The organism is Dellaglioa sp. CoH-57-MRSF-18 (genome assembly GCF_056781995.1).
The window spans coordinates 42,935-64,268 of record NZ_JBXAXX010000004.1 but is presented as its reverse complement, the minus strand read 5'-3'; the positions used below and the strand labels follow the sequence as shown (position 1 = coordinate 64,268).

The 21,334-nt window shown below is 35.7% G+C and carries 25 protein-coding genes; 1 reads left to right on the top strand and 24 read right to left on the bottom strand.

Annotated elements, in window-relative coordinates:
• Nucleotides 1–33: 33 nt before the first annotated feature.
• The 5 genes from sufB to sufC are packed head-to-tail and all read right to left on the bottom strand — an operon-like array spanning nucleotide 34 to nucleotide 5,151.
• Nucleotides 34–1,428, bottom strand: a complete 1,395-nt coding sequence (sufB, locus tag AC1RPG_RS05500) for a Fe-S cluster assembly protein SufB (protein WP_481761649.1) — start codon at nucleotides 1,426–1,428, stop codon at nucleotides 34–36.
• Nucleotides 1,429–1,442: 14 nt separating this feature from the next.
• Nucleotides 1,443–1,874 (bottom strand): Fe-S cluster assembly sulfur transfer protein SufU, encoded by a 432-nt coding sequence (gene sufU, locus AC1RPG_RS05495; protein ID WP_481761648.1) that lies wholly within the window; start codon nucleotides 1,872–1,874, stop codon nucleotides 1,443–1,445.
• Entirely contained in the window at nucleotides 1,861–3,099 is a 1,239-nt protein-coding gene (locus AC1RPG_RS05490) for an aminotransferase class V-fold PLP-dependent enzyme (protein ID WP_481761647.1), read from the bottom strand. Before AC1RPG_RS05490 ends, sufU begins: the two co-directional genes overlap by 14 nt.
• Entirely contained in the window at nucleotides 3,068–4,354 is a 1,287-nt protein-coding gene (gene sufD / locus AC1RPG_RS05485) for a Fe-S cluster assembly protein SufD (protein ID WP_481761646.1), read from the bottom strand. The genes AC1RPG_RS05490 and sufD overlap by 32 nt, the downstream gene beginning before the upstream one ends.
• A gap of 14 nt (nucleotides 4,355–4,368) precedes the next feature.
• Nucleotides 4,369–5,151, bottom strand: a complete 783-nt coding sequence (gene sufC, locus AC1RPG_RS05480) for a Fe-S cluster assembly ATPase SufC (RefSeq protein ID WP_481761645.1) — start codon at nucleotides 5,149–5,151, stop codon at nucleotides 4,369–4,371.
• A gap of 135 nt (nucleotides 5,152–5,286) precedes the next feature.
• Here sufC and AC1RPG_RS05475 point away from each other — a divergent pair, with 135 nt between their 5' ends.
• On the top strand, nucleotides 5,287–6,003 hold the full coding sequence (locus tag AC1RPG_RS05475) for a gamma-glutamyl-gamma-aminobutyrate hydrolase family protein (protein ID WP_481761644.1): 717 nt from the start codon (nucleotides 5,287–5,289) through the stop codon (nucleotides 6,001–6,003).
• 39 nt (nucleotides 6,004–6,042) lie between these two features.
• On the opposite strand, the gene AC1RPG_RS05470 is transcribed toward AC1RPG_RS05475, so the two are convergent.
• The 19 genes from AC1RPG_RS05470 to upp form a co-directional block, all read right to left on the bottom strand.
• Entirely contained in the window at nucleotides 6,043–6,849 is an 807-nt protein-coding gene (locus AC1RPG_RS05470; RefSeq protein WP_481761722.1) for a MetQ/NlpA family ABC transporter substrate-binding protein, read from the bottom strand.
• Between the two features lie 17 nt (nucleotides 6,850–6,866).
• Nucleotides 6,867–7,571, bottom strand: a complete 705-nt coding sequence (locus tag AC1RPG_RS05465) for a methionine ABC transporter permease (RefSeq protein ID WP_409022317.1) — start codon at nucleotides 7,569–7,571, stop codon at nucleotides 6,867–6,869.
• Complete coding sequence (locus AC1RPG_RS05460; RefSeq protein WP_481761643.1) at nucleotides 7,561–8,598, bottom strand: methionine ABC transporter ATP-binding protein; 1,038 nt, start codon at nucleotides 8,596–8,598, stop codon at nucleotides 7,561–7,563. Before AC1RPG_RS05460 ends, AC1RPG_RS05465 begins: the two co-directional genes overlap by 11 nt.
• A gap of 370 nt (nucleotides 8,599–8,968) precedes the next feature.
• Entirely contained in the window at nucleotides 8,969–9,328 is a 360-nt protein-coding gene (locus tag AC1RPG_RS05455; protein ID WP_481761721.1) for an arsenate reductase family protein, read from the bottom strand.
• Between the two features lie 45 nt (nucleotides 9,329–9,373).
• A complete protein-coding gene (locus AC1RPG_RS05450) occupies nucleotides 9,374–10,594 on the bottom strand; it encodes an FtsW/RodA/SpoVE family cell cycle protein (protein WP_481761642.1) in 1,221 nt (406 codons plus the stop codon).
• 72 nt (nucleotides 10,595–10,666) lie between these two features.
• A complete protein-coding gene (locus AC1RPG_RS05445) occupies nucleotides 10,667–10,888 on the bottom strand; it encodes a DUF2969 domain-containing protein (protein WP_409022314.1) in 222 nt (73 codons plus the stop codon).
• Nucleotides 10,881–11,141 (bottom strand): membrane protein insertion efficiency factor YidD, encoded by a 261-nt coding sequence (gene yidD / locus AC1RPG_RS05440; protein ID WP_409022313.1) that lies wholly within the window; start codon nucleotides 11,139–11,141, stop codon nucleotides 10,881–10,883. The genes AC1RPG_RS05445 and yidD overlap by 8 nt, the downstream gene beginning before the upstream one ends.
• 85 nt (nucleotides 11,142–11,226) lie before the next feature.
• A complete protein-coding gene (mreB, locus tag AC1RPG_RS05435; RefSeq protein ID WP_409022312.1) occupies nucleotides 11,227–12,213 on the bottom strand; it encodes a rod shape-determining protein in 987 nt (328 codons plus the stop codon).
• 94 nt (nucleotides 12,214–12,307) lie between these two features.
• A complete protein-coding gene (gene murA, locus AC1RPG_RS05430) occupies nucleotides 12,308–13,612 on the bottom strand; it encodes a UDP-N-acetylglucosamine 1-carboxyvinyltransferase (RefSeq protein ID WP_481761641.1) in 1,305 nt (434 codons plus the stop codon).
• Between the two features lie 17 nt (nucleotides 13,613–13,629).
• Nucleotides 13,630–13,863 carry a DUF1146 family protein gene (locus AC1RPG_RS05425; RefSeq protein ID WP_409022310.1) on the bottom strand — a complete coding sequence of 78 codons (234 nt, stop codon included), beginning with the start codon at nucleotides 13,861–13,863 and terminating at the stop codon, nucleotides 13,630–13,632.
• Between the two features lie 138 nt (nucleotides 13,864–14,001).
• The gene (locus AC1RPG_RS05420) at nucleotides 14,002–14,421 is read right to left on the bottom strand and encodes a F0F1 ATP synthase subunit epsilon (RefSeq protein ID WP_481761640.1); all 420 of its coding nucleotides are present in this window, start codon (nucleotides 14,419–14,421) and stop codon (nucleotides 14,002–14,004) included.
• Nucleotides 14,422–14,434: 13 nt separating this feature from the next.
• Nucleotides 14,435–15,835, bottom strand: coding sequence for a F0F1 ATP synthase subunit beta (gene atpD / locus AC1RPG_RS05415; RefSeq protein ID WP_409022308.1), 1,401 nt, complete (start codon nucleotides 15,833–15,835; stop codon nucleotides 14,435–14,437).
• A gap of 23 nt (nucleotides 15,836–15,858) precedes the next feature.
• On the bottom strand, nucleotides 15,859–16,806 hold the full coding sequence (locus AC1RPG_RS05410; protein WP_481761639.1) for a F0F1 ATP synthase subunit gamma: 948 nt from the start codon (nucleotides 16,804–16,806) through the stop codon (nucleotides 15,859–15,861).
• A gap of 31 nt (nucleotides 16,807–16,837) precedes the next feature.
• Nucleotides 16,838–18,355 carry a F0F1 ATP synthase subunit alpha gene (gene atpA, locus AC1RPG_RS05405; protein ID WP_481761638.1) on the bottom strand — a complete coding sequence of 506 codons (1,518 nt, stop codon included), beginning with the start codon at nucleotides 18,353–18,355 and terminating at the stop codon, nucleotides 16,838–16,840.
• A gap of 31 nt (nucleotides 18,356–18,386) precedes the next feature.
• Nucleotides 18,387–18,929, bottom strand: coding sequence for an ATP synthase F1 subunit delta (gene atpH / locus AC1RPG_RS05400; RefSeq protein ID WP_481761637.1), 543 nt, complete (start codon nucleotides 18,927–18,929; stop codon nucleotides 18,387–18,389).
• 1 nt (nucleotide 18,930) lies between these two features.
• The gene (gene atpF / locus AC1RPG_RS05395; RefSeq protein ID WP_409022304.1) at nucleotides 18,931–19,440 is read right to left on the bottom strand and encodes a F0F1 ATP synthase subunit B; all 510 of its coding nucleotides are present in this window, start codon (nucleotides 19,438–19,440) and stop codon (nucleotides 18,931–18,933) included.
• Between the two features lie 71 nt (nucleotides 19,441–19,511).
• Nucleotides 19,512–19,724 (bottom strand): F0F1 ATP synthase subunit C, encoded by a 213-nt coding sequence (atpE, locus tag AC1RPG_RS05390; RefSeq protein WP_409022303.1) that lies wholly within the window; start codon nucleotides 19,722–19,724, stop codon nucleotides 19,512–19,514.
• A 30-nt stretch (nucleotides 19,725–19,754) separates the two neighbouring features.
• The gene (atpB, locus tag AC1RPG_RS05385; protein ID WP_409022302.1) at nucleotides 19,755–20,465 is read right to left on the bottom strand and encodes a F0F1 ATP synthase subunit A; all 711 of its coding nucleotides are present in this window, start codon (nucleotides 20,463–20,465) and stop codon (nucleotides 19,755–19,757) included.
• Nucleotides 20,466–20,683: 218 nt separating this feature from the next.
• Nucleotides 20,684–21,313 (bottom strand): uracil phosphoribosyltransferase, encoded by a 630-nt coding sequence (upp, locus tag AC1RPG_RS05380; protein ID WP_409022301.1) that lies wholly within the window; start codon nucleotides 21,311–21,313, stop codon nucleotides 20,684–20,686.
• Nucleotides 21,314–21,334 lie beyond the last annotated feature (21 nt).

Here is a 21,334-nt window from a genome sequence, read left to right as displayed (position 1 = left end):
TTTTTAGGAAAAGTAACATCATTCTAAACTATTTTACCCCACACTGCCTTCCATCTGATACTCAATCAGACGATTCAATTCAACAGCGTATTCCATCGGTAATTCTTTGGTGAACGGTTCAACAAATCCCATTACAATCATCTCTGTTGCTTTTGCTTCAGAAATTCCGCGACTCATTAAGTAATATAATTGTTCTTCAGAAATTTTAGAAACTTTAGCTTCATGTTCCATAGAAACATTGCCATTTAAAATTTCATTAAATGGAATCGTATCACTCGCTGATTTATCATCCATGATGATTGTATCGCATTCGACATGTGCAAACGAACCATCACTATGTCTACCAAATTTTAAATAACCTCGATAATCAACTCGTCCACCATCTTTACATAACGATTTAGAAACAATCGAAGAAGTCGTATTTTTAGCATTGTGAATCATTTTTGCCCCAGTATCTTGAACGATATTCCCACCAGCAAACGCAATCGACAACATTGTGCCATGTGCGCCTTGACCATCTAAATAAATACTTGGATATTTCATTGTAACTTTTGATCCAAGGTTACCATCAACCCACTCCATCGTCGCATTTTCTAAGGCTCTAGCACGTTTTGTCTCTAAGCTATACACATTATCTGACCAATTTTGAATCGTTGTATACCGACAATAGGCATCTTTCATGACGTTCACTTCAACGACTGCCGCATGCAAACTGTCTGCCGAATAATTAGGTGCTGTACAACCTTCAACGTAATTAACACTTGCGCCTTCATCAACAATGATTAATGTTCGTTCAAATTGTCCTGTATTCTCCGCATTAATTCTGAAATAACTTTGAATAGGCACCTCGGTCTTCACACCTTTAGGTACATAGATAAAAGTACCACCAGACCAAACAGCCGAATTTAAAGCTGAAAATTTATTATTAGAGGCAGGAACCAATTTGCCAAAATACTGTTTAACCAATTCAGGATATTCTTGGACGGCAGCATCTGTACTCATAAAAATAATTCCTAATTTTTCAAAATCTTCACGCATATGATGGTAAACAACTTCTGATTCATATTGTGCAGAAGAGCCAGCTAAGTATTTACGTTCAGCTTCTGGAACACCAAGTCGGTCAAAGGTTTCTTTAATCTTATCTGGGACATCTTCCCAGTCTCTAGCAACATTATCACTAGCACGTTGAAAATAGCGCATATTAGCTAAATCTAACTTAGACAAATCAGGACCAAAACTTGGCATTGGCATCTTTTCATATAAGGCAAAGGCACGAAGTCGATAATCCAACATCCACTCTGGTTCATTTTTTGCTGCCGAAATTTCTCGAACAATCGCTTCGGTTAAGCCACGCCCAGTTGAATAAACAGGCTCAATATCATCTTTAAAGCCATATTCATACTCACCACCAACATCTAGTTCTTTCATATCTTACCTCCTCTCTAATTTTCTAAATTAATAGCTTGATAAACTGCCTTCCAAGCTAATGTGGCACACTTAATCCGAGCTGGAAACTGAGCGACACCTTCTAAAATAGCAGCATCACCTAAAAGATTTTCATCAATCGTTTCACCTGTTACCATTCTTGAAAATGTTGTCACCATTTCTTCTATTTCATTTTTTGCTTTACCAATAATTTCATCAGTCATCATACTTGCAGATGCCTGGCTAATCGTACAACCCGTCCCAGAAAAGGCAACATCTTGAACCTTGTTGTCACTCATGATAAGTTCAACTTTTAAAACATCCCCACAGGTTGGATTTCTGAGTTCAATTGATTTCTGACCCTTTACTAGTGAGCCATGATGATGCGGATGTGTGGCATGTTCCAAAATAACTTGGCGATATAAATTATCTAATTTAGATAGTCCCATTTTTAAAGAACTCCTTTGTAGCGATTAACGCGTCAATAAATTTTTGATTTTCTTCTAAAGTATTGTAAAAATATAAACTAATACGAACAGTTGACGATACACCCATGCACTTCATTAATGGCTGTGCACAATGATGACCCGCGCGAACCGCAATTCCTTGCATATCAAGAGCTGTCGCAACGTCATGCGGATGTAGTCCCTCCAAATTAAATGAAATAACGCCTGATCGTTTTTTACTTTCAGTTGGCCCATAGACAGTAATGCCAGAAATGGCTTTTAATTTAGGTAATAAATCAGTGATGAGCATCTGTTCATGTGCTTGTATATTAACCATTCCAACTTCATTTAAATAGTGAATAGTAGCACCTAATGAAATGACCCCTTCAATATTAGGTGTCCCCGCTTCAAATTTCCAAGGAATATCTTTAAAGGTTGATTGTTGCTCTTCAACAAAATCAATCATCTCACCACCAAATTCTAGTGGCTGCATCTCGTTCAAATAATTACTTTTTCCATATAAAACGCCAATACCAGTTGCAGCCCCCATTTTATGACCTGAAAAAGCAAAAAAATCAACATCTAACTCCTGAACATTAATCGGCATATAAGGTATTGATTGCGCCCCATCACAAATAACAACCGCACCGACTGTATGTGCCATGTCCGTTAATTCTTTGATGGGGTTTATACTCCCCAAAACATTTGAAATTTGAGTTAGCGATACAATTTTAGTTTTAGCTGTCATTTTTAATTTCGCATCATTAATGTCTAATTGTCCATCATCTGTTATGTCGATGTAAACTAATTTAGCACCAGTTGCTTGTGCGACTTGTTGCCAAGGAACAAGGTTACTATGGTGTTCCATAATAGATATTAAAATCTCATCCCCTGGTTTCAATCGATTCTGTGCAAAACCCTGAGCAACCCAGTTTAAACTTTCGGTTGTCCCTTTTGTAAATAAGATTTCAGCTGAATATTTTGCATGAATAAAATCAGCAACAGCTTGTCGTACATCTTCAAATTGCTGTGTTGTACGCTCGGCTAAAGTATGCACACCACGATGTACATTGGCATTATCATTTTCATAATAATGTGAAATGGCATTAATAACTGCTTGTGGTTTCTGAACAGTTGCAGCATTGTCAAAATAAATTAACGGTTCATCATTCACAATTTGCTTTAAAATAGGAAAATCATTGCGATACTTTTTCAAATTTTTGACCATTAATGAGTTTCCCCTCTATTGTTTCGATTAATCGTTCACGAACATCAACTGCCGGAATTGCCGTTAAAACAGGTCCTAAGAATCCACGAATAACAAGTCTTTCTGCTTCTTCTTTGTGTAATCCACGACTCATCAGATAGTACAATTGTTCCTGATTCACGCGTCCAACACTAGCTGCATGTCCAGCTTGAACATCATTTTCATCAATTAATAAAATAGGATTAGCGTCTCCACGTGCTTTTGTGGATAACATTAGCACACGGCTTTCTTGTTGAGCATTCGCACCCTTTGCACCTTTAATAATATGGCCAATTCCATTAAATATTAATGTAGAACGCGATAAAATTACACCGTGTTGCAGAATTTGACCAATTGAATGTTTACCATAATTCGTCACCCGTGTATCAATCCCTTGAATCTGATTTCCTGTTGAAATCGCAACAACTTTAACATCTGCGTGAGAACCTGCACCAATTAAATCAGAATCGAAATCGCCAATTATATTGCCATTATTAAGTAATCCAATTGACCAATCTATTTTTGCATTGCCTAATAAATAACCCCGACGGTTAATATATGCTGTTGTATGTTCCCCTAATTGATCAACTCCAGCAAATTTAACATGACTGTTAGCTTTAGCAATCACTTCCACAATAATATTTGCGGTTGTGATCTGATCACCGACTGTTGAACGATTTTCTAGATATGAAAACTGACTATTTTCTGCTGCGACAATTAAAACATGCTGTACATAGTCCTGATTGTCCCGTGCATCCTGCGTTAAATAAGTTGTAATTGGGTTGTCTAATACAACATTTTTAGGTACATAAATAAACAAACCACCGGTTAATTGTGCTAAATGCGTTGCGGTCAACAAATCACTATCCCATTTAACTGCCTTAGTCATAAAATATTTCTTAATTAAATCTGCATGTTCCACTAACGCGGTTGACCAGTCGCAAATAATAACATGATTTTCTTTTAATTCCTCAGATATATTTAAACTAATCGTTCGAGATCCAACTTGAATAAACGTATTTTCATCCGATTTTTTTGAAACAAATTCCCCTGATTCTTTAACCAGTGTTTCAGGTATAATGGGCCATTTTTGGTATCTAATTTTTTCAAATGAAGGAAGCGCTAGTAATGTTTTTTTTACAAAGGCATCTCTTCTTAATTGTTGAAACCACTCAGGTTCTTGTTTTAAATTTGAAAAATCAATTATACTTTGTTCTAAGAGCTTCAAATCAATCATTTTCCGGCCCTCCACTAAAGGTTCTCGTCTGTTAAAGTAATGTCTAGCCCTAATTCATCACGCAAACCAGCATAGCCTTCTTCTTCCAGTTTTTCTGCAAGTTCGGCGCCACCCGTTTTAACAACCCGTCCATCCATCATAACGTGCACCACATCAGGCACAATATAGTTCAGCAAACGTTGGTAATGCGTAATCATAAGTGTTCCAAATTCCGCATTTTTCAACATTTCATTTACGCCTCTCGAAACAACTTTCAATGCATCAATGTCTAGACCTGAATCAATTTCATCTAAAATAGCAAATTTTGGTTCAATCATCATCAGTTGTAAAATTTCATTACGTTTCTTTTCGCCACCTGAAAAACCTTCATTTAAATAACGATCAGCCATTTCCTCAGTCATATCTAAAGTTGTCATCGTTTTATCTAATTTCTTTAAATATTCTCGAATTGGGATTTGTTTATCTTCCGGTCGACGTGCGTTGATTGCTGCACGCATAAATTCAGCATTTGTTACACCAGGAATTTCTGAAGGATATTGCATTGCTAAAAATAATCCTGCTCGAGCTCGCTCATCAACAGGTAGTTCTAAAATGTTTACACCATTCAGCAATACTTCGCCTTCTGTCACTTTATACGCAGGATTCCCCATAATGGCCTCAGATAAAGTTGATTTACCTGTTCCATTTGGACCCATGATTGCGTGTACTTCTCCAGTCGACATTTTTAAATTAACACCTTTTAAAATTTCTTTATCTTCAATTTCTACATGTAAATTTTTAACCTCAAGTGTCGACATTTTAGCATTCCTCCGATTCATTAATATATTCCATTCTATCTTAATAAATTATCCATTTCAATGGAGCCTCGAGACTCGCAATCTTTATTTAATTAAGTTAAACTAATAAAAAGTAAATTTTGAGGAGGTTCATTTATGAAACCTATTATCGGTATTGTTGGAAATCCTAATCGAAATCCAATTACAGGCATGCACATTAACGAAATTACTTATACACCTCAAGGCTATATTGATGCCATTATTGAAGTTGGCGGTTTACCACTAATCATTCCTACTGATTTAGCAAACGCATCTAGTTATCTTGATTTGGTAGATGGTTTACTATTAGCAGGTGGTCAAGATGTTTCACCAATCTTATACGGCCAAGAACCTCATCCAAAATTAGAAGAATTAAATCCCCCACGTGACGAAATGGAGCTCGCTTTAATCAAGGAAGCTATTTCTCGAAAAATACCAATACTTGGTATTTGCCGTGGACTACAAATACTTAACGTCTTTTTTGGTGGAACACTCTATCAAGATTTAAGTGACTATTCAAATTGGCAAGTTAAGCATTTACAAGATCCAACATTACCAGAATACGCCACACATTCTGTATCGATTAAAGCAAATAATTATTTATCAGATACTTATGGTTCAACGCTTCGTGTCAATACGTACCATCACCAAGCCATTAACCGTTTAGGTGATTCATTAACGGCCATTGCGACAAGTTCAGATGGCCTAATTGAAGGTATCAGTAGTAATGACGGTCTCATTTTAGGTGTTCAATGGCATCCCGAAATGTCTTATATAAGAGAACCATCAGATTTAGCTATTTTCAAATGGCTAATTAATAAAATTGCAAAATAAAGAGAATTGAATTAGTCATGTCGACTAATTCAATTCTCTTTATTTTGCAGGAATAACGGCACCTTTATACTTATTCAAAATCCATTCGCGTGTCTTTTTAGATTGTAGTGCTTTAACTAACTTTTTAATCGCAGGATTATCTTTATTTTTTGGTGCGACAGCAACTAAATTCGCATATGATGATGTACTACGTTCTAATGCAATAGCTTGTTTCGTTGGATTTAATCCAGCTTCAACCGCATAATTTGCATTAATAATGATGGCTGAGCCTTCATTATTTTCATATAAATCAGACATCAATTTTGGCTCATACGTATGCTTAAAAACTAAATTTAATTTATTTGTTTTGATATCAGCAAAATTTGCAGTTGCCACGTCTGTCCCTTTTTTCAGGGTTATTAATCCAGCATCTTTAAAAATAGTTAAAACACGACCATAATCTGAAATACTGTTAGATACTAAAACCGTACTTCCTTTCTTCAAATCAGTTAACTTTTTAACTTGTTTAGAATAGACACCGATTGGTTCAAGATGAACATTTCCAACACTTATTAAATCACCATTATTCTGTTTGTCCCAATTATCTAAAAATGGTTTATGTTGAAAATAATTAGCATCTAAATCACCAGATTCAGTCGCTTTATTAGGCATCACATAATCCTGAAAAACTTTAACTTTTAAATCGATACCTTCTTTTGCCAACATTGGTTTTACATGATCTAGAATTTCTGCATGGGGCATATTACTAGCACCAATTGTCAAAGTAGTCATTCCATTTGATTGTTTCCCGCATCCAGCTAATAAAAGAGTCAAAAATAGAAATGAAAAAATGAACTTTTTGTTTATTCTCATGAGGTTACCCCTTAATTATTTCGTTTATCGATTAATTTAGCTGAATGATCACCAATAAGTTGAAAAATGGCAACAATAATGATGATTGTGACCGTTGCAACTAGTGTAACAGTATTATTATTAGCACCATAACCTTCAATGAAAGCCCAATTTCCTAGCCCACCGGCACCAATCGTACCAGCCATTGCCGTGTACCCAATAATTGTAATTCCAGTAACTGTCGCCCCTGAAATAAGAGCTGGTAAACTTTCTCGTAATAGTACTTTCCAAATGATTTGTGCCTTGTTAGCACCCATTGCTTCAGCTGCTTCAATCACACCATAATCAATCTCACGAAAAGCAAGTTCCACCATTCGTGCATAAAATGGAGCCGCCGAGAGGATTAGAGCTGGCAATGCTGCAATCGGTCCAATAATAGAACCAACTAAAGCCTTAGTAAAAGGCAATAATAAGACAATTAAAATAATAAACGGAATTGAACGAAAAATGTTAACCATGGCTGAAACAATCCAATTAATTATTTTTACCCAGATACTTATTTTACCGGTCGTTTTTTGTTTTGTTTCAAATAAAATAAGACCTAAGATAATACCCAAAATTGTAACGGCTATTGTAGATATTAATGTCATACTGATTGTTTCCCAAGTATTTGACCAGAATTCATCCCAGTTAACAGCATTAAAGTTAAAATATGACGCCCAAGTATTAGTCCCCATAATGCAATACCTCCGTTTCTACTTTCATTTTTTGCAAGAATGGAACGGTTTGATCTAAACTTATTTTTGGACCAGTTAATTGAATATATAATGTTCCAATTGGGCCACCTTGAGTTTGATGAATGGAACCCTCAACGATATTAAAATCAACTTCTGGAATTTGTCTTAACATTTCAGAGATAATTGGCATTTGCGTCTGCGTACTGTGAAAGGTTAATTGAACAATCAACCCTTGTGGATAAGCTTCAATTAATTCATTTACAGCAAGTTCAGTATCATGTAGAGCTGGTGTGACCTCCTGATTAACGAATCGTTTTGTGACGTCTTGTTTCGGACGCTTAAAGACGTCTAAGACAAGTCCACTCTCCACTAATTTTCCAGATTCCATTACAGCAACGTGATCACATATCTTACGAACCACATGCATTTCATGAGTGATTAATACAATTGTTAATTTCAATTTATGATTAATTTGAAGTAATAAATCTAATATTTCATCTGTTGTTTGTGGATCTAGCGCACTTGTTGCTTCATCACAAATCAAAATTTCAGGATCATTCGCTAAAGCCCTAGCAATCCCAACTCGTTGCTTTTGTCCACCAGATAACTCAGAAGGATATGCATTTTCTTTACCTTTTAACCCAACTAATGTTGTTAATTCTTCAGCTTTGGACAACCGCTCAGTTTTACTTATTCCAGCAAGTTCAAGTGGAAACATGATGTTTTCCACAACCGTTCGTGACCAGAGTAAATTAAAATGTTGAAAAATCATGCCAATTTTTTGACGTTGCTTTCTCAATGTTCTACCCGATAAAGATGCGATTTTAGCGCCATTAACGTCAACTTCACCCGAAGTTGGTGTCTCTAATCCATTCAGCATTCTAATTAATGTACTTTTACCAGCACCTGAATATCCTACAATACCTAAGATGCTACCATCTTCCACCGAAAGATTCACATCAGAAACAGCGCTAACCTTACCACTTTTCGTGATAAACTCTTTTGATACATTTTTAAACTCAATCATGTTAATACCTCCTAATTTTTCTGCAAAAAAATAACCTCCCATCCCCCGTTTAATAAACGGAAGGACGAGAAGTTATAAACTTCACGTGTTACCACCTTGTTTTATTGTTACCTCACGATAACAATCTCATCAGGTACGGGTTTTAATATAACCGATACCTTTCCGCTGTATTGGGCGTACCCAAGGTAGATTAACATTGCTCATCTACCAAACGTTCCAAGACCATATTCAATTCCGTAATTTTGATCCCTTTTCAGCTACCAGGATTCTCTTAACTAATTACTAAAATTTACTCATCTTTTCAAAACGTCTTATCTGTATTTCTTATTGTAGTTGATTATAGCTAGATTAAAATTTAATGTCAACAGTTTTATTTATTTAACCATGTCTCTGTAAAAACATCTTCACTGAATCCGGTCGTTAATTTTGTTCCATCAGTTAATACCGGACGTTTCATTAACATCCCATCTGATGCTAAAATTTGACTTGATTGCTGAATTGTCATCGTTGGTCGTTTATCTTTTAGATTTAATTCACGATACTTATTTCCTTGTGTATTAAAAAAAGATATTGCTGGAAGACCAGACTCATTCAACCATTTTTCGATTAGACTCGCCTTTGGTGTTTCTTGGATAAGATCTATTATATGGTATTCAACCTCATTTTCGTCTAACCATTGTTTTGCTTTTCTACAAGTTGAACATTTAGGATACCAATAAAAATCAATCATCATCAAAACCTCCTAGTTTTAAAAAACAGTGATTCCATAATAGAATCACTGCCTTATCTTTTTATCAAAATCTTCGTCTTCGCTACTGAACATGTAACTCTTATGATGGTATCGCATTGACATAATTAAGCCAATTCCAATCATATTTCCTACTAAAGCAGACCCACCTTGACTGACAAATGGTAATGGAATACCTGTTAAAGGTAGTAACCCAATACTCATCCCAATGTTTTCAAAAACATGGAATAAAATCATCATAATGACCCCAGTAGATAAGTAAGCATAAAATTCATTCTTCGTATCAAAGGTTGCACGAACCATTCGATAAATGAGTAAGAAATAAATAAAGATTAAAATACAACCACCAATAAACCCAAAGTTTTCGCCGATAACAGAAAAAATCATATCAGATTCACGGACGGGAACATAAACATTTGACACGTTAAATCCCTTACCAGTCATTTGTCCTGATCCAATGGCTTTCATACTTTGCCATAATTGATATCCTGTTCCGGATGTATCTTTTGATGGATCTAACCAGTTATCAATTCGGTCAAATTGGTAGGCAGAAAAGCCAACTTTTTCTAGAATTGATCGACCAGTTGTTGAAATAACCATATATAATGCCGTTCCACCTACAACAGCCACCGTTCCAAATGCCGGTCCAATAATCTTCCAAGTGATACCTGAAACTAAAATGACACCACCTAAAATAGCAAAGAAAACGAGCATTGTTCCAAAATCATTTTGCAGTTTTAATAAAATAACTACTGGTAACGTCCATGCTATCATTTTGGCTAATAAAATAATATCTGTCCCAATTTTATGAGTTGGATAATCATTGTTATGTATCGTAACCACACGCGCCAACATTAATATAAATGCTGGCTTCATAACTTCTGATGGTTGGAACGTTAACGAACCAACTAATGGTATCCAACTTTTAGCACCTGTGTTTATATATAAAGGTCGACTATATACGACTAAAACAATCATCAATAAAAACAGGCCAATAAAATACCCTATCGGTGCGACTCGCCATAATTGTTCTGAGTCAAATTGCATAATAACGACAATTGCAATGACACCAATAGCGTACCACATTAACTGTGAAACCATTTGGCTAACAATTGAGGTCGCACTAGTATCATGGGATGCTGATACGTAAATTGAGGCAAGCCCAATAATTGCCAAGACTAAAACGGCAAAAATAATACCATAATCAATTCTTGACTCACTATCGACCTCATCTTTTCTACTACTCATAGAATTCCCCTCCACACTATGTCACTTATTTCGTTAAATTTTTGAATAGGCTAAAATTTAATAATTGACTAATTAACCGCGATGTAAGTGAAAATCGCGCAATAAAGTATCAATACCTTCATCACGAGTTTTAGCTTTGAATATCTCACCGTTACTTAATGTTGCAACAAATTTTGTATCTTGTTGAATGACTGTACCAATTTCAATACCGCCAACGGTTAATGAAACTGCATCCTCACCATTAATTTTAATATCATTTTCTGCTACTTCAATCTCTTTTTCTTTTTTAGACATGCTTTTCTTCTCCTTTAGGGTTCTTATTTCTTCGTACGGTAAAGTAATCAGGTACGGGATCGTATCCGCCTCTGACAAAAGGATGGCATCGTAAAATCCTACCGATACCCATAATAATACCTTTTGCACCGTGTTTTTGAATTGCCTTAATCATATAGTTTGAACATGTTGGATAGTACCGGCAACTAGGTGGAAACATCGGTGAAATAAATTTTTGATAAAACTTGATTGGTGCAAGCATTAAGTTTTGCATAAATAAATGACACCTCCTATATGAAAAGGTCCATCAACAGATTGCCCCGTTAATAGACCTCCCTTAATAACCAGTATCACAGTTGTTATCTACCTTGTTTTTCAATATGATCTAACAAGAATCCAGTTCCTTTTGCGACATCATCCAATGGTGTTTCTGACACCATAACAGGAATATCTAAGTTCGATGACATTAATAAATCAACACCATCTAATAATGCACCGCCACCTGTTAAAATAATCCCAGTATCAATAATATCTGATGCTAATTCTGGTGGTGTTTGTTCAAGAACTTCTTTAGTTGCTGCAACGATTGCTTGCATTGTATCATGAGTTGCTTCTTCAATCTCAGCAGAGCTAAGCACAACTGTCTTTGGTAAACCAGTAACAACATCTCGTCCACGAATTTCCATTTCTAATGCACGATTGTCTGGGTAAACTGTCCCAATTTCAATTTTAGCTTTTTCAGCTGTACGTTCACCGATTTGAAGGTTATGTTTTTGCTTAACAAAATTGATAACATCACTATTCAATTGATCACCAGCAACACGTAATGAACGGCTTGCTACAATATCGCCTAATGAAATAACGGCAACATCACTTGTACCACCACCAATATCAATCACTAAACTACCACGGGGTTGATAAATATCCAACCCAGCACCAATAGCTGCAACTTTAGGTTCTTCAGCAAGATAAACCTTGCCACCACCAGCTTTTTCAGCAGCTTGAATAATTGCTTTTTGTTCAATTGATGTGATATTTGTTGGGCAACAAATCAAAATACTTGGTTTTGATAAAAAGCCGCTCACATTTAATTTTTTAATAAAGTAAGTTAACATTTGTTCTGTAATATCAAAATCAGCAATGACACCATTTTTCATAGGTCTGATAGCTCTAATACTACCAGGTGTTCTACCAACCATTTTATATGCTTCTGATCCAACTGCTAATACACGACCTGATTTTGTGTCAATTGCAACAACAGATGGTTCATTTAAGACGATTCCTTTATTTTGTACGTTAATTAATACATTTGCGGTTCCTAAATCAATACCAATATCTTTAGCCATTATGCTTCTCCTCTCGGCACTTAAAACTTACACTAATGTAAGCATTATACCATATACCTATACAATAAAAAAATGTCCAAAATGGACATTTCTTCTATTTTACTTCATTTTCTGTCTTAATAATTATATCTTGTGTATCATCATTGATACGTTTAATTTCAGCACCCAAAGCTTCTAACTTTTGATGGAAATGATAGTAGCCTCGATCAAGATATTCAAGATGTGTAACTTGTGTATAACCACGAGCTACTAATCCTGCTAGCACAAGTGCTGCAGCAGCTCTTAAGTCTGTAGCAGCAACTTCTGCACCATTGAAGTCAGTTGGACCATACATGACAACTGAGTTGCCTTCAATCTTAAATTTTGCATTCATACGTCGTAATTCTTCAAGATGCATAAAACGATTTTCGAATACCGTCTCTGTTAAAATACTTGTACCATCTGCCATTAATTGAAGGACAGTCATTTGAGGCTGCATATCAGTTGGGTACCCTGGATGAGGCAATGTTTTAACTGTAGTTGGTTTAATTTTTTCTGTTCCAATTACTCGGATACCATTGTCTTCTTGGATAACGTCAATGCCCATTTCTTCTAATTTAGAAATTAATGGTTTATTGTGTTCCGCAATAGCCTCTTCGATTAAAACATTACCTTGAGTCATTGCTGCAGCAACCATGAATGTCCCTGCTTCAATCCGATCTTGGACAACTGCATGATCAGCGCCATGTAATGCCTTAACACCATGAATGCGAATTGTTTCGGTACCAGCACCTTGTACTTTAGCACCCATTTTATTTAAAATATTAGCTAAATCAACAATTTCTGGTTCTCTTGCAACATTTTCAATCACAGTTGTACCAGTAGCTAATGTTGCAGCCATCATAATATTCTGAGTTGCACCTACACTTGGAAAATCAAGATAAATGTTGGCACCCTTTAATTCATCTACAGTTGCTTCTATATAACCATCGAATTGTTCAATATGCGCACCCATTGCTTCAAAACCTTTTAAATGCAAATCAATTGGGCGAGAACCTATTGCACACCCACCAGGCATTGCAATCTTCGCATGTTTAAGTCGTGCCAAAAGTGGTCCCATTACAACAATAGAAGCACGCATTTTTGAAACATATTCAAATGGTGCTTCTGGTGATAATTCTTTAGTCGCACTCATTTTAACTTCATTAGTTTCTTCATTAAAGTCAACGTCTAAATTTAAAAAACGTAGTACGTTATTCATTGTAAAGACATCTGACAAAACTGGTACATTTGACAGTGTATTTTCACCACTACTTGCTAAAATTCCGGCTGCTAGAATTGGCAATACTGCATTCTTTGCGCCTTCTATATGCACTGTTCCATTGAGTGAGTTTCCACCCTTGACGATTATTTTTTCCACAAGTTATTCCCCCGTTATTATTTAACTAAAAAAACTAAATTACGAACATTATCAATAAAATTTAAGAAAAAGGCACTGCTTGTATATCCTAATAAAATAGCCAATAAGACAATTAAAACTTTGATTCTTTGTTGGCTACTTTGTGGGAAAAACCTGTCTATTCGTAACCCTTGAATTGCCCAAAAAGCAATTCCAATAAACATTAGATGACTCATTAAAGTAACTAGCGATTGGATTCCCACAGTATTCATCAAAACACTCCTAAAATTTATTCGTCATAAGCATAGCATATTTTGTACCACTTGTCGCTAATATTTGTAACAAAAATGAAATATTTAATATGTATATACAAAAAAAGGTACTGAATAAATCCAGCACCCACTTTTGTATTAATGTTTAGAGATATTAATTCGATTGATTGCACGTCTAAGTGCAATTTCAGATCTTTTAAGTTCATCAACATTATGTGTTTGTTTTGCAGTAGAAATCATCTGCTCAGCTCTTTTTTTAGCAGCCTGTGCACGATTTTCATCAATATCTTCTTGGCATTCTGCTGCATTTGCAACAACCGTTGCGACATTTTTTGAAAATTCAATGAATCCACCACTTACGGCAATTTCATCTTCTTCATTATCATTTACCTTAACCCTGACAGCATCAATATCAAGAGAAGCAATAACTGGAATATGATTGGGTAAAATACCCATTTCCCCGCTGGGTGTTTTAACAATAATCATTTTAGCATTATTGTCATAAACACTACCATCAGGAGTGACGATACTAACGGTCAAAACTGAATCTTCAGCCATCTGTTATTACCCCCTATTTTGCCATTTTATTTGCTGCTTCAATAACATCTTCGATTGGGCCGACACCATTGAAAGCATCTTCAGGAAGTGAATCATATTTACCATCAAGAATATCTTTAAATCCTTGAACTGTTTCAGCAATTGGTACATATGATCCAGGTTTTCCTGTGAATTGTTCGGCAACATTAAAGTTTTGTGAAAGGAAGAATTGGATGCGACGCGCACGTGCTACAATTACTTTTTCATCATCAGATAATTCATCCATACCTAAAATAGAAATAATATCTTGTAATTCACGATAACGTTGTAACGTATGTTGAACTTCCGTAGCAACACGATAATGTTCTTCTCCAACAATTTCAGGTGTCAAAGCACTTGAAGTTGAAGCCAAAGGATCAACAGCTGGGTAAATACCTTGTTGCGTTAAGCTACGTTCCAAGTTAGTTGTTGCATCCAAATGGGCGAACGTCGTTGCAGGAGCAGGATCAGTATAATCATCAGCTGGAACATAAACTGCTTGAATTGATGTAACTGAACCTTTTTTAGTTGACGTGATACGTTCTTGCAATTGACCCATTTCAGTAGCTAATGTTGGTTGATAACCTACGGCTGAAGGAATACGGCCTAATAAGGCTGAAACTTCAGAACCAGCTTGTGTAAAGCGGAAAATATTATCAATAAACAATAGCACATCTTGTCCTTTTTCATCACGGAAATATTCCGCAATTGTAAGACCAGTCAATGCAACACGCATACGGGCACCAGGCGGCTCGTTCATCTGACCAAACACCATGGCTGTCTTCTCTAACACGCCGGATTCTTTCATTTCAAAGTAAAGGTCATTACCTTCACGAGTACGTTCACCAACACCGGTAAACACTGAAATACCATTATGTTCTTGAGCAATATTATGAATTAATTCTTGAATTAAAACAGTTTTACCAACACCGGCACCACCGAATAATCCAATTTTACCACCTTTAATATAAGGGGCTAACAAGTCAATAACTTTAATTCCTGTTTCAAGAACCTCAGTACTTGCACTTAATTCATCATATTTAGGAGCATCTTTATGGATGCTACTGCGCTCTGCATCTTTATTAAATTCAGGACCACCATCAATGGTATCTCCTAAAACGTTAAACACTCGACCAAGAGTATCTTCACCAACAGGGACAGAAATTGAAGCACCTGTGTCTTCAACAACTGTTCCACGTTGCAAGCCATCCGTAGAATCCATGGCGATTGTTCTCATAACTCCGTCACCTAATTCAAGCGTAACTTCGATAATTAGAGCAGTTCCATCTTCACGTGTAACTTTTAACGCATTATTGATATCTGGTAAGGTTTCGTTTAAAGAGAATTGTACATCGACGACGGGCCCGATAACTTGAACAACTTTACCGAGACTCATCTTCTGTATTTCCTCCTGTCATTTTACTCTAAAGCAGCTGTTGCACCAGTAATTTCTGTAATTTCTGTTGTAATAGCACTTTGACGTGCACGATTATACTTTAATTCTAATGATGCAATAATATCTTTAGCATTATCTGTCGCAGATTTCATTGCTGTAGAACTTGAAGCATGTTCAGCTGTTTTAGCATCTAAAATCGCACCATATACTAAGCTTTCAGCAAACTGAGGTAGAACAACTTCAAGAATTGCGTCTCCTGAAGGTTCCATATCATAATCTTCATTCCCCATCACATTAGACGTTTCAATACCTTCTGCATCTGTATCCATATTCACTTCTGAAATAGGAAGCATTTGTTCAGAATGAAAGTCCGATTGTAAACTATTAACGAAATGATTATAACAAACAAATAATTCATCATAAACTTCACTGTTATACATTGTTACTACTGATTTAACGATTTCACGAACCTCAATAAACGTTGGAATATCACTTACACCACGGTATTCGTAGGCAACCTCATATCCTCTATTTTTAAAGAAGTCAGCACCAGTACCACCAACAGCAATAATAACAGCATTATCTACAGTATGGCCATTTTGCTTCATCAAATCTAATGTTTGTTTAATTACGTTACTATTGTAACTACCAACTAAACCACGATCAGAAGTAATAATTAAATAACCACTTTTTTTAACAGGTCTCTTTTGTAACATATCAAAACCTGAAAATTTTGAACTATCATTCTCAGATGATTGCTTTGATTTTCCAGCTTTAGCATCTAAAAGGTGAGATTGGGCAAGATGGGTAATGACACTTCTAATTTTAGAAGCATATATCTGATAACTTTGAGTATGACGCTGAATTTGGCTTAACTTAGCAGTCGAAACAACTTGCATTGCGCCAGTTATTTGTCCCGTTTTCTTAGTTGAAACGATTCGACGCTTTACTTCCATTAATGAAGCACCCATTAATTCTCACCATCTTTCATTTACTTTTAGTTTACGCTTTTTCAGGAGTTACTTGGAAACCTTCTGAAAAGTCTTTGATTGCAGCATCAAATTTATCTTCGTCAGGTAAATTACCTGTTTCTTTGATGTGATTTAAAAGATCACTATGATTATTATCAAAGAAATCAAAAATTTCACCTTCAAAACGAAGAATATCATCAACAGGAACTGAATCCAAGAATCCATGTGTTAATGCATATAAAATTAAAACTTGTTTTTCAACAACTAATGGCTTGTGTAATGGTTGTTTAAGTACTTCAACCGTACGATGTCCACGATTTAATTTAGCTTGTGTTGCGGCATCTAAATCAGAACCAAATTGAGAAAATGATTCTAATTCTCGGAATGATGCAAGAGCCAAACGAAGGCTTCCGGCAACTTTCTTCATTGCTTTAATTTGAGCTGACCCACCAACACGAGAAACTGATGTACCAGCATCAATAGCTGGACGAGTACCTGAATAGAATAAATCACTATCCAAGAAAATTTGACCATCAGTAATCGAAATTACGTTAGTAGGAATATATGCAGAAACATCACCAGCCTGTGTTTCGATAAATGGAAGAGCAGTCATTGAACCACCACCCAATTCATCACTTAACTTAGCTGCACGTTCAAGTAAACGTGAATGTAAGTAGAAAACATCACCAGGATAAGCTTCACGACCCGGCGGACGTCTCAAAATTAATGACAGTTCACGGTAAGCCGTTGCTTGTTTTGATAAATCATCAAATACAATCAAGACATGTTTACCGTTATACATGAATTCTTCACCCATTGCTGAACCAGTATATGGAGCTAACCATAATAATGGTGCGGGAGAAGCAGGACCAGCACTAACGACAATTGTGTAGTCCATTGCGCCTAATCGACGTAACGTTTCCACTTGTGCGCTAACAGTTGATTCTTTTTGTCCAATAGCAACATAGATACAAATCATGTCTTGATCTTTTTGATTTAAAATCGTATCAATAGCAACTGATGTTTTACCAGTCTTACGATCACCAATAATCAATTCACGTTGTCCACGGCCAATTGGAACTAAAGCATCAATAGCTTTAAGTCCAGTTTGTAAAGGTTGATCAACTGACTTACGATCCATAACTCCTGGAGCCTTTTTTTCGACTGGACGAGTTTTGTTTGTCTTAAGATCACCTTTACCATCGATGGGTTGGCCTAAAGGATTAACAACACGTCCGATAAGTTCTTCACCAACAGGAACTTCCATGATTCTACCCGTACGTTTGACAACGTCGCCTTCACGGATACCTTCATAGCCACCTAAAATAACGATACCAACATCGTTTGTTTCTAGATTTTGAGCCATACCATAAGTACCGTCAGAAAATTCTAACAATTCTCCTGATAAAGCGTTATCCAAACCGTGTGCACGAGCAATACCATCACCAACATAAGTAACGGTACCTACTTCATCAACGATAAGTTCGTCTTTATATTGTTCCAATTGTTCTTTAATTAAAGCACTGATTTCTTCAGCTTTAATGCTCATACAAGGTTCACCTCTTAACTACTTTAATATGTTACTCCGCTAATAATCGTTTTACTTTGTTGATTTTTGATGAAATTGATCCATCAAAAATCTGATTATTGGCTTCAATAATAACGCCACCAATAATTTTTTCATCAATAATATTGTTAAATACTATCTTATTTGCACCGATTCTTTCTGCAAACTTACTTGATAATTTCGTTAATTGACTATCATCAAGCTCAATTGCAGTTGTAACGGTTGCATGTACAATTTTTTCTTTAACATCGCATAATCGTTCGAATTCTTCAATTATTCCAACCATATCACCCATTCGACCATAATCAAAGACCATTTGGATAACGTTTGCAATAATTGGAGATGCATCTTTGAGTAAGACCTTAACAAGGTCTTGCTTTTCTAACAAATTAAGACGTGCATCAACAAGCACTTCACTCAATTGTGGATTAGCAAGAAAAACTTGTCTAACTTCCTCTAATTCTTCAGAAAAGGCAACAATATTACCTTGTTCATCAGCAATTTCAAAGATGGCTTCACCGTAACGATTGGCAACGGTTGCCTTATCTAATTTCATTTTACTTTACCAACCCTTCAATATAAGAATTGATTAAGTTTTTTTGATCATTCTCATTTAATTCTTTTTGAATAATCTTAGAAGCAATTTCAATAGATAATTCAGCGACATCACTTTGAACGCTACTCAATACTTCTTGGCGTTCTTGTTCAATATCTTTAACAGCATTTTGTTTCAACGTCGTTGCTTCATCTTGAGCTCCAGAAACGATATCATCATGTTGCTTTTTACCGTTATCTTTTGCACGACTAACAATTTCAGATGCTTCTTGACGTGAATTATCTAATTGGTCTTGTCGTTCAGTTGCCAAAATATCGGCTTTTTTTCTTGAATCTTCAGCAGAATCTAAATCATTTGCAATTTTATCTGCACGGTCACTCATCATTTTTGTGACAGGACCCCATGCAAAGTGTTTGATGATTAACATCAAAATAACAAACGAAATAATATAGAATAAGAAATCACCAGTTTGAAAATTACCAACTGCACCGAAAACTAAATCTGAAAACATCTATTGACACCTCCTTTTTAAAATTAATATATTTCGTTGTATCAACGAAGAATCAAACTTAATTTCAAAAATTATTTAGCCATCAATAAGAATGAAATAACGATAGCAATAATAGGAACGGCTTCAATCAAACCAACACCAATAAACATTGTTGAACGTAATTGACCAGATAATTCTGGTTGGCGAGCCATACCTTCGATTGTTTTAGAAATAACTAAACCATTACCAATACCTGTTGCGACAGCGGCTAAACCAGCTGCAATACCTGCTGCTAATAATCCCATAATAATTGTTTCCTCCTTAGATATCTTGTTTTATTCTTTTTGTACTTTTCCACCGATATAAACCATTGACAATGTTACGAATACGTAAGCTTGGATACTTCCGATAAACAGAGAGAATCCTTGCCAGATCATTTCAACTGGTAAAGCCACGATAGTCATTAATGGGCCCATAGAAACTGCACCACCAATTAACGTTAATAATACTTCCCCAGCGTAAATGTTTCCGTACAAACGAAGAGCTAATGTTAGCAAATTTGTAAATTCTTCAATCAAGTTAATAGGTAAAAGAAATGCAACTGGACTCAAATAGGAATTTTTAATATATCCCTTAAATCCGAATTGAATAACACCCATAAAATGTGATAATAGCAGAATCAAAAATGCAAACGTTAGTGTCGTTAGCGGACTCGACGTTGGACTTTTAATCAACGTCTTGTCGCCAAAACCTATTTGTAAAAATAAACCCATTTGGTTAGATACAAAGATAAATAAGAATAACGTAAATGCTAATAAATTAAACTTCTTACCTTCTTTTCCTGGCATTGCGCTTTTAACAATCCCATTGGTGAAATCAATGAGCCATTCCAAAACATTTTGTCTACCAGTCGGTTTCATGGTCAGTCTTCTCGATAATACAATAGCTATCATCGCGACAATCACACATGCAAGTAAACCGGAAACGACATTCGTAATATTGAAAGGTAGGCCATAAAAATTCACAACGAAAGCATCTCCATCCACAGAATTTCACCTCTTTCCAAACTTTTATTTGACCGTATAAAACGGTATAAATTAAAGAGAATAACTTTATAAATATTCTCCAATTACAAAAGAAATCATACCACCAATTGAAATAAAATACAAAAGAAATTCTGACTTATTTTGAGTTTTTTTTCACATTAAAAAAAATGACACCTAGACGGCTTACGCATAAGCATTCTAAGGGCCATTCATTTAATTTATTTCGTACCAAACAATCGATCACCTGCATCGCCCAAACCTGGGACAATGTAGCCATCTTCATTCAAGTGATCATCAAGTGCTGCTGTATAAATATCAATATCAGGATGTTTTTCACGTAAAGCTGCAACACCTTCTGGAGCCGCAACAAGACAAACAAACTTAATTGTCTTTGCGCCGCGCTTCTTCAATGCATCAACTGCCATAATAGCAGAACCACCAGTAGCAAGCATTGGGTCTACTACAAGAAGATCACGACTAGCAATATCTTCAGGCATTTTTACAAAATATTCTGTTGGTTGGAATGTTGTTTCATCACGGTACATACCAATATGTCCAACTTTAGCTGCTGGTAATAATTCCAAAATACCATCAACCATCCCTAAACCAGCTCTTAAAATAGGAATAATAGCAATTTTCTTACCAGCCAATGTTTTTTGTGTTGTTTTACCCATAGGTGTTTCAACGATAACATCTTCTAAAGCAAAATCGCGAGAAACATCATATACCATTAGTTCAGCAATTTCATTAACAACTTCTCTAAATTCTTTTGTACCACAGTTCTTATCACGTATAATCGTTAATTTGTGTTGAATTAACGGATGGTCCATCACTTGAAATTTGCCCATTACGAAACACTCCCTTAAATT

Excerpts from the sequence above, each read along its gene's own strand:
- sufB (WP_481761649.1), bottom strand. The coding sequence starts at position 1,428 with ATGAAAGAACTAGATGTTGGTGGTGAGTATGAATATGGCTTTAAAGAT.
- sufU (WP_481761648.1), bottom strand. The coding sequence starts at position 1,874 with ATGGGACTATCTAAATTAGATAATTTATATCGCCAAGTTATTTTGGAA.
- AC1RPG_RS05490 (WP_481761647.1), bottom strand. The coding sequence starts at position 3,099 with ATGGTCAAAAATTTGAAAAAGTATCGCAATGATTTTCCTATTTTAAAG.
- sufD (WP_481761646.1), bottom strand. The coding sequence starts at position 4,354 with ATGATTGATTTGAAGCTCTTAGAACAAAGTATAATTGATTTTTCAAAT.
- sufC (WP_481761645.1), bottom strand. The coding sequence starts at position 5,151 with ATGTCGACACTTGAGGTTAAAAATTTACATGTAGAAATTGAAGATAAA.
- AC1RPG_RS05475 (WP_481761644.1), top strand. The coding sequence starts at position 5,287 with ATGAAACCTATTATCGGTATTGTTGGAAATCCTAATCGAAATCCAATT.
- AC1RPG_RS05465 (WP_409022317.1), bottom strand. The coding sequence starts at position 7,571 with ATGGGGACTAATACTTGGGCGTCATATTTTAACTTTAATGCTGTTAAC.
- AC1RPG_RS05460 (WP_481761643.1), bottom strand. The coding sequence starts at position 8,598 with ATGATTGAGTTTAAAAATGTATCAAAAGAGTTTATCACGAAAAGTGGT.
- AC1RPG_RS05455 (WP_481761721.1), bottom strand. The coding sequence starts at position 9,328 with ATGATTGATTTTTATTGGTATCCTAAATGTTCAACTTGTAGAAAAGCA.
- AC1RPG_RS05450 (WP_481761642.1), bottom strand. The coding sequence starts at position 10,594 with ATGAGTAGTAGAAAAGATGAGGTCGATAGTGAGTCAAGAATTGATTAT.
- AC1RPG_RS05445 (WP_409022314.1), bottom strand. The coding sequence starts at position 10,888 with ATGTCTAAAAAAGAAAAAGAGATTGAAGTAGCAGAAAATGATATTAAA.
- yidD (WP_409022313.1), bottom strand. The coding sequence starts at position 11,141 with ATGCAAAACTTAATGCTTGCACCAATCAAGTTTTATCAAAAATTTATT.
- mreB (WP_409022312.1), bottom strand. The coding sequence starts at position 12,213 with ATGGCTAAAGATATTGGTATTGATTTAGGAACCGCAAATGTATTAATT.
- AC1RPG_RS05425 (WP_409022310.1), bottom strand. The coding sequence starts at position 13,863 with ATGAATACTGTGGGAATCCAATCGCTAGTTACTTTAATGAGTCATCTA.
- AC1RPG_RS05420 (WP_481761640.1), bottom strand. The coding sequence starts at position 14,421 with ATGGCTGAAGATTCAGTTTTGACCGTTAGTATCGTCACTCCTGATGGT.
- atpD (WP_409022308.1), bottom strand. The coding sequence starts at position 15,835 with ATGAGTCTCGGTAAAGTTGTTCAAGTTATCGGGCCCGTCGTCGATGTA.
- AC1RPG_RS05410 (WP_481761639.1), bottom strand. The coding sequence starts at position 16,806 with ATGGGTGCTTCATTAATGGAAGTAAAGCGTCGAATCGTTTCAACTAAG.
- atpA (WP_481761638.1), bottom strand. The coding sequence starts at position 18,355 with ATGAGCATTAAAGCTGAAGAAATCAGTGCTTTAATTAAAGAACAATTG.
- atpH (WP_481761637.1), bottom strand. The coding sequence starts at position 18,929 with ATGAAATTAGATAAGGCAACCGTTGCCAATCGTTACGGTGAAGCCATC.
- atpF (WP_409022304.1), bottom strand. The coding sequence starts at position 19,440 with ATGTTTTCAGATTTAGTTTTCGGTGCAGTTGGTAATTTTCAAACTGGT.
- atpE (WP_409022303.1), bottom strand. The coding sequence starts at position 19,724 with ATGGGATTATTAGCAGCAGGTATTGCAGCTGGTTTAGCCGCTGTCGCA.
- upp (WP_409022301.1), bottom strand. The coding sequence starts at position 21,313 with ATGGGCAAATTTCAAGTGATGGACCATCCGTTAATTCAACACAAATTA.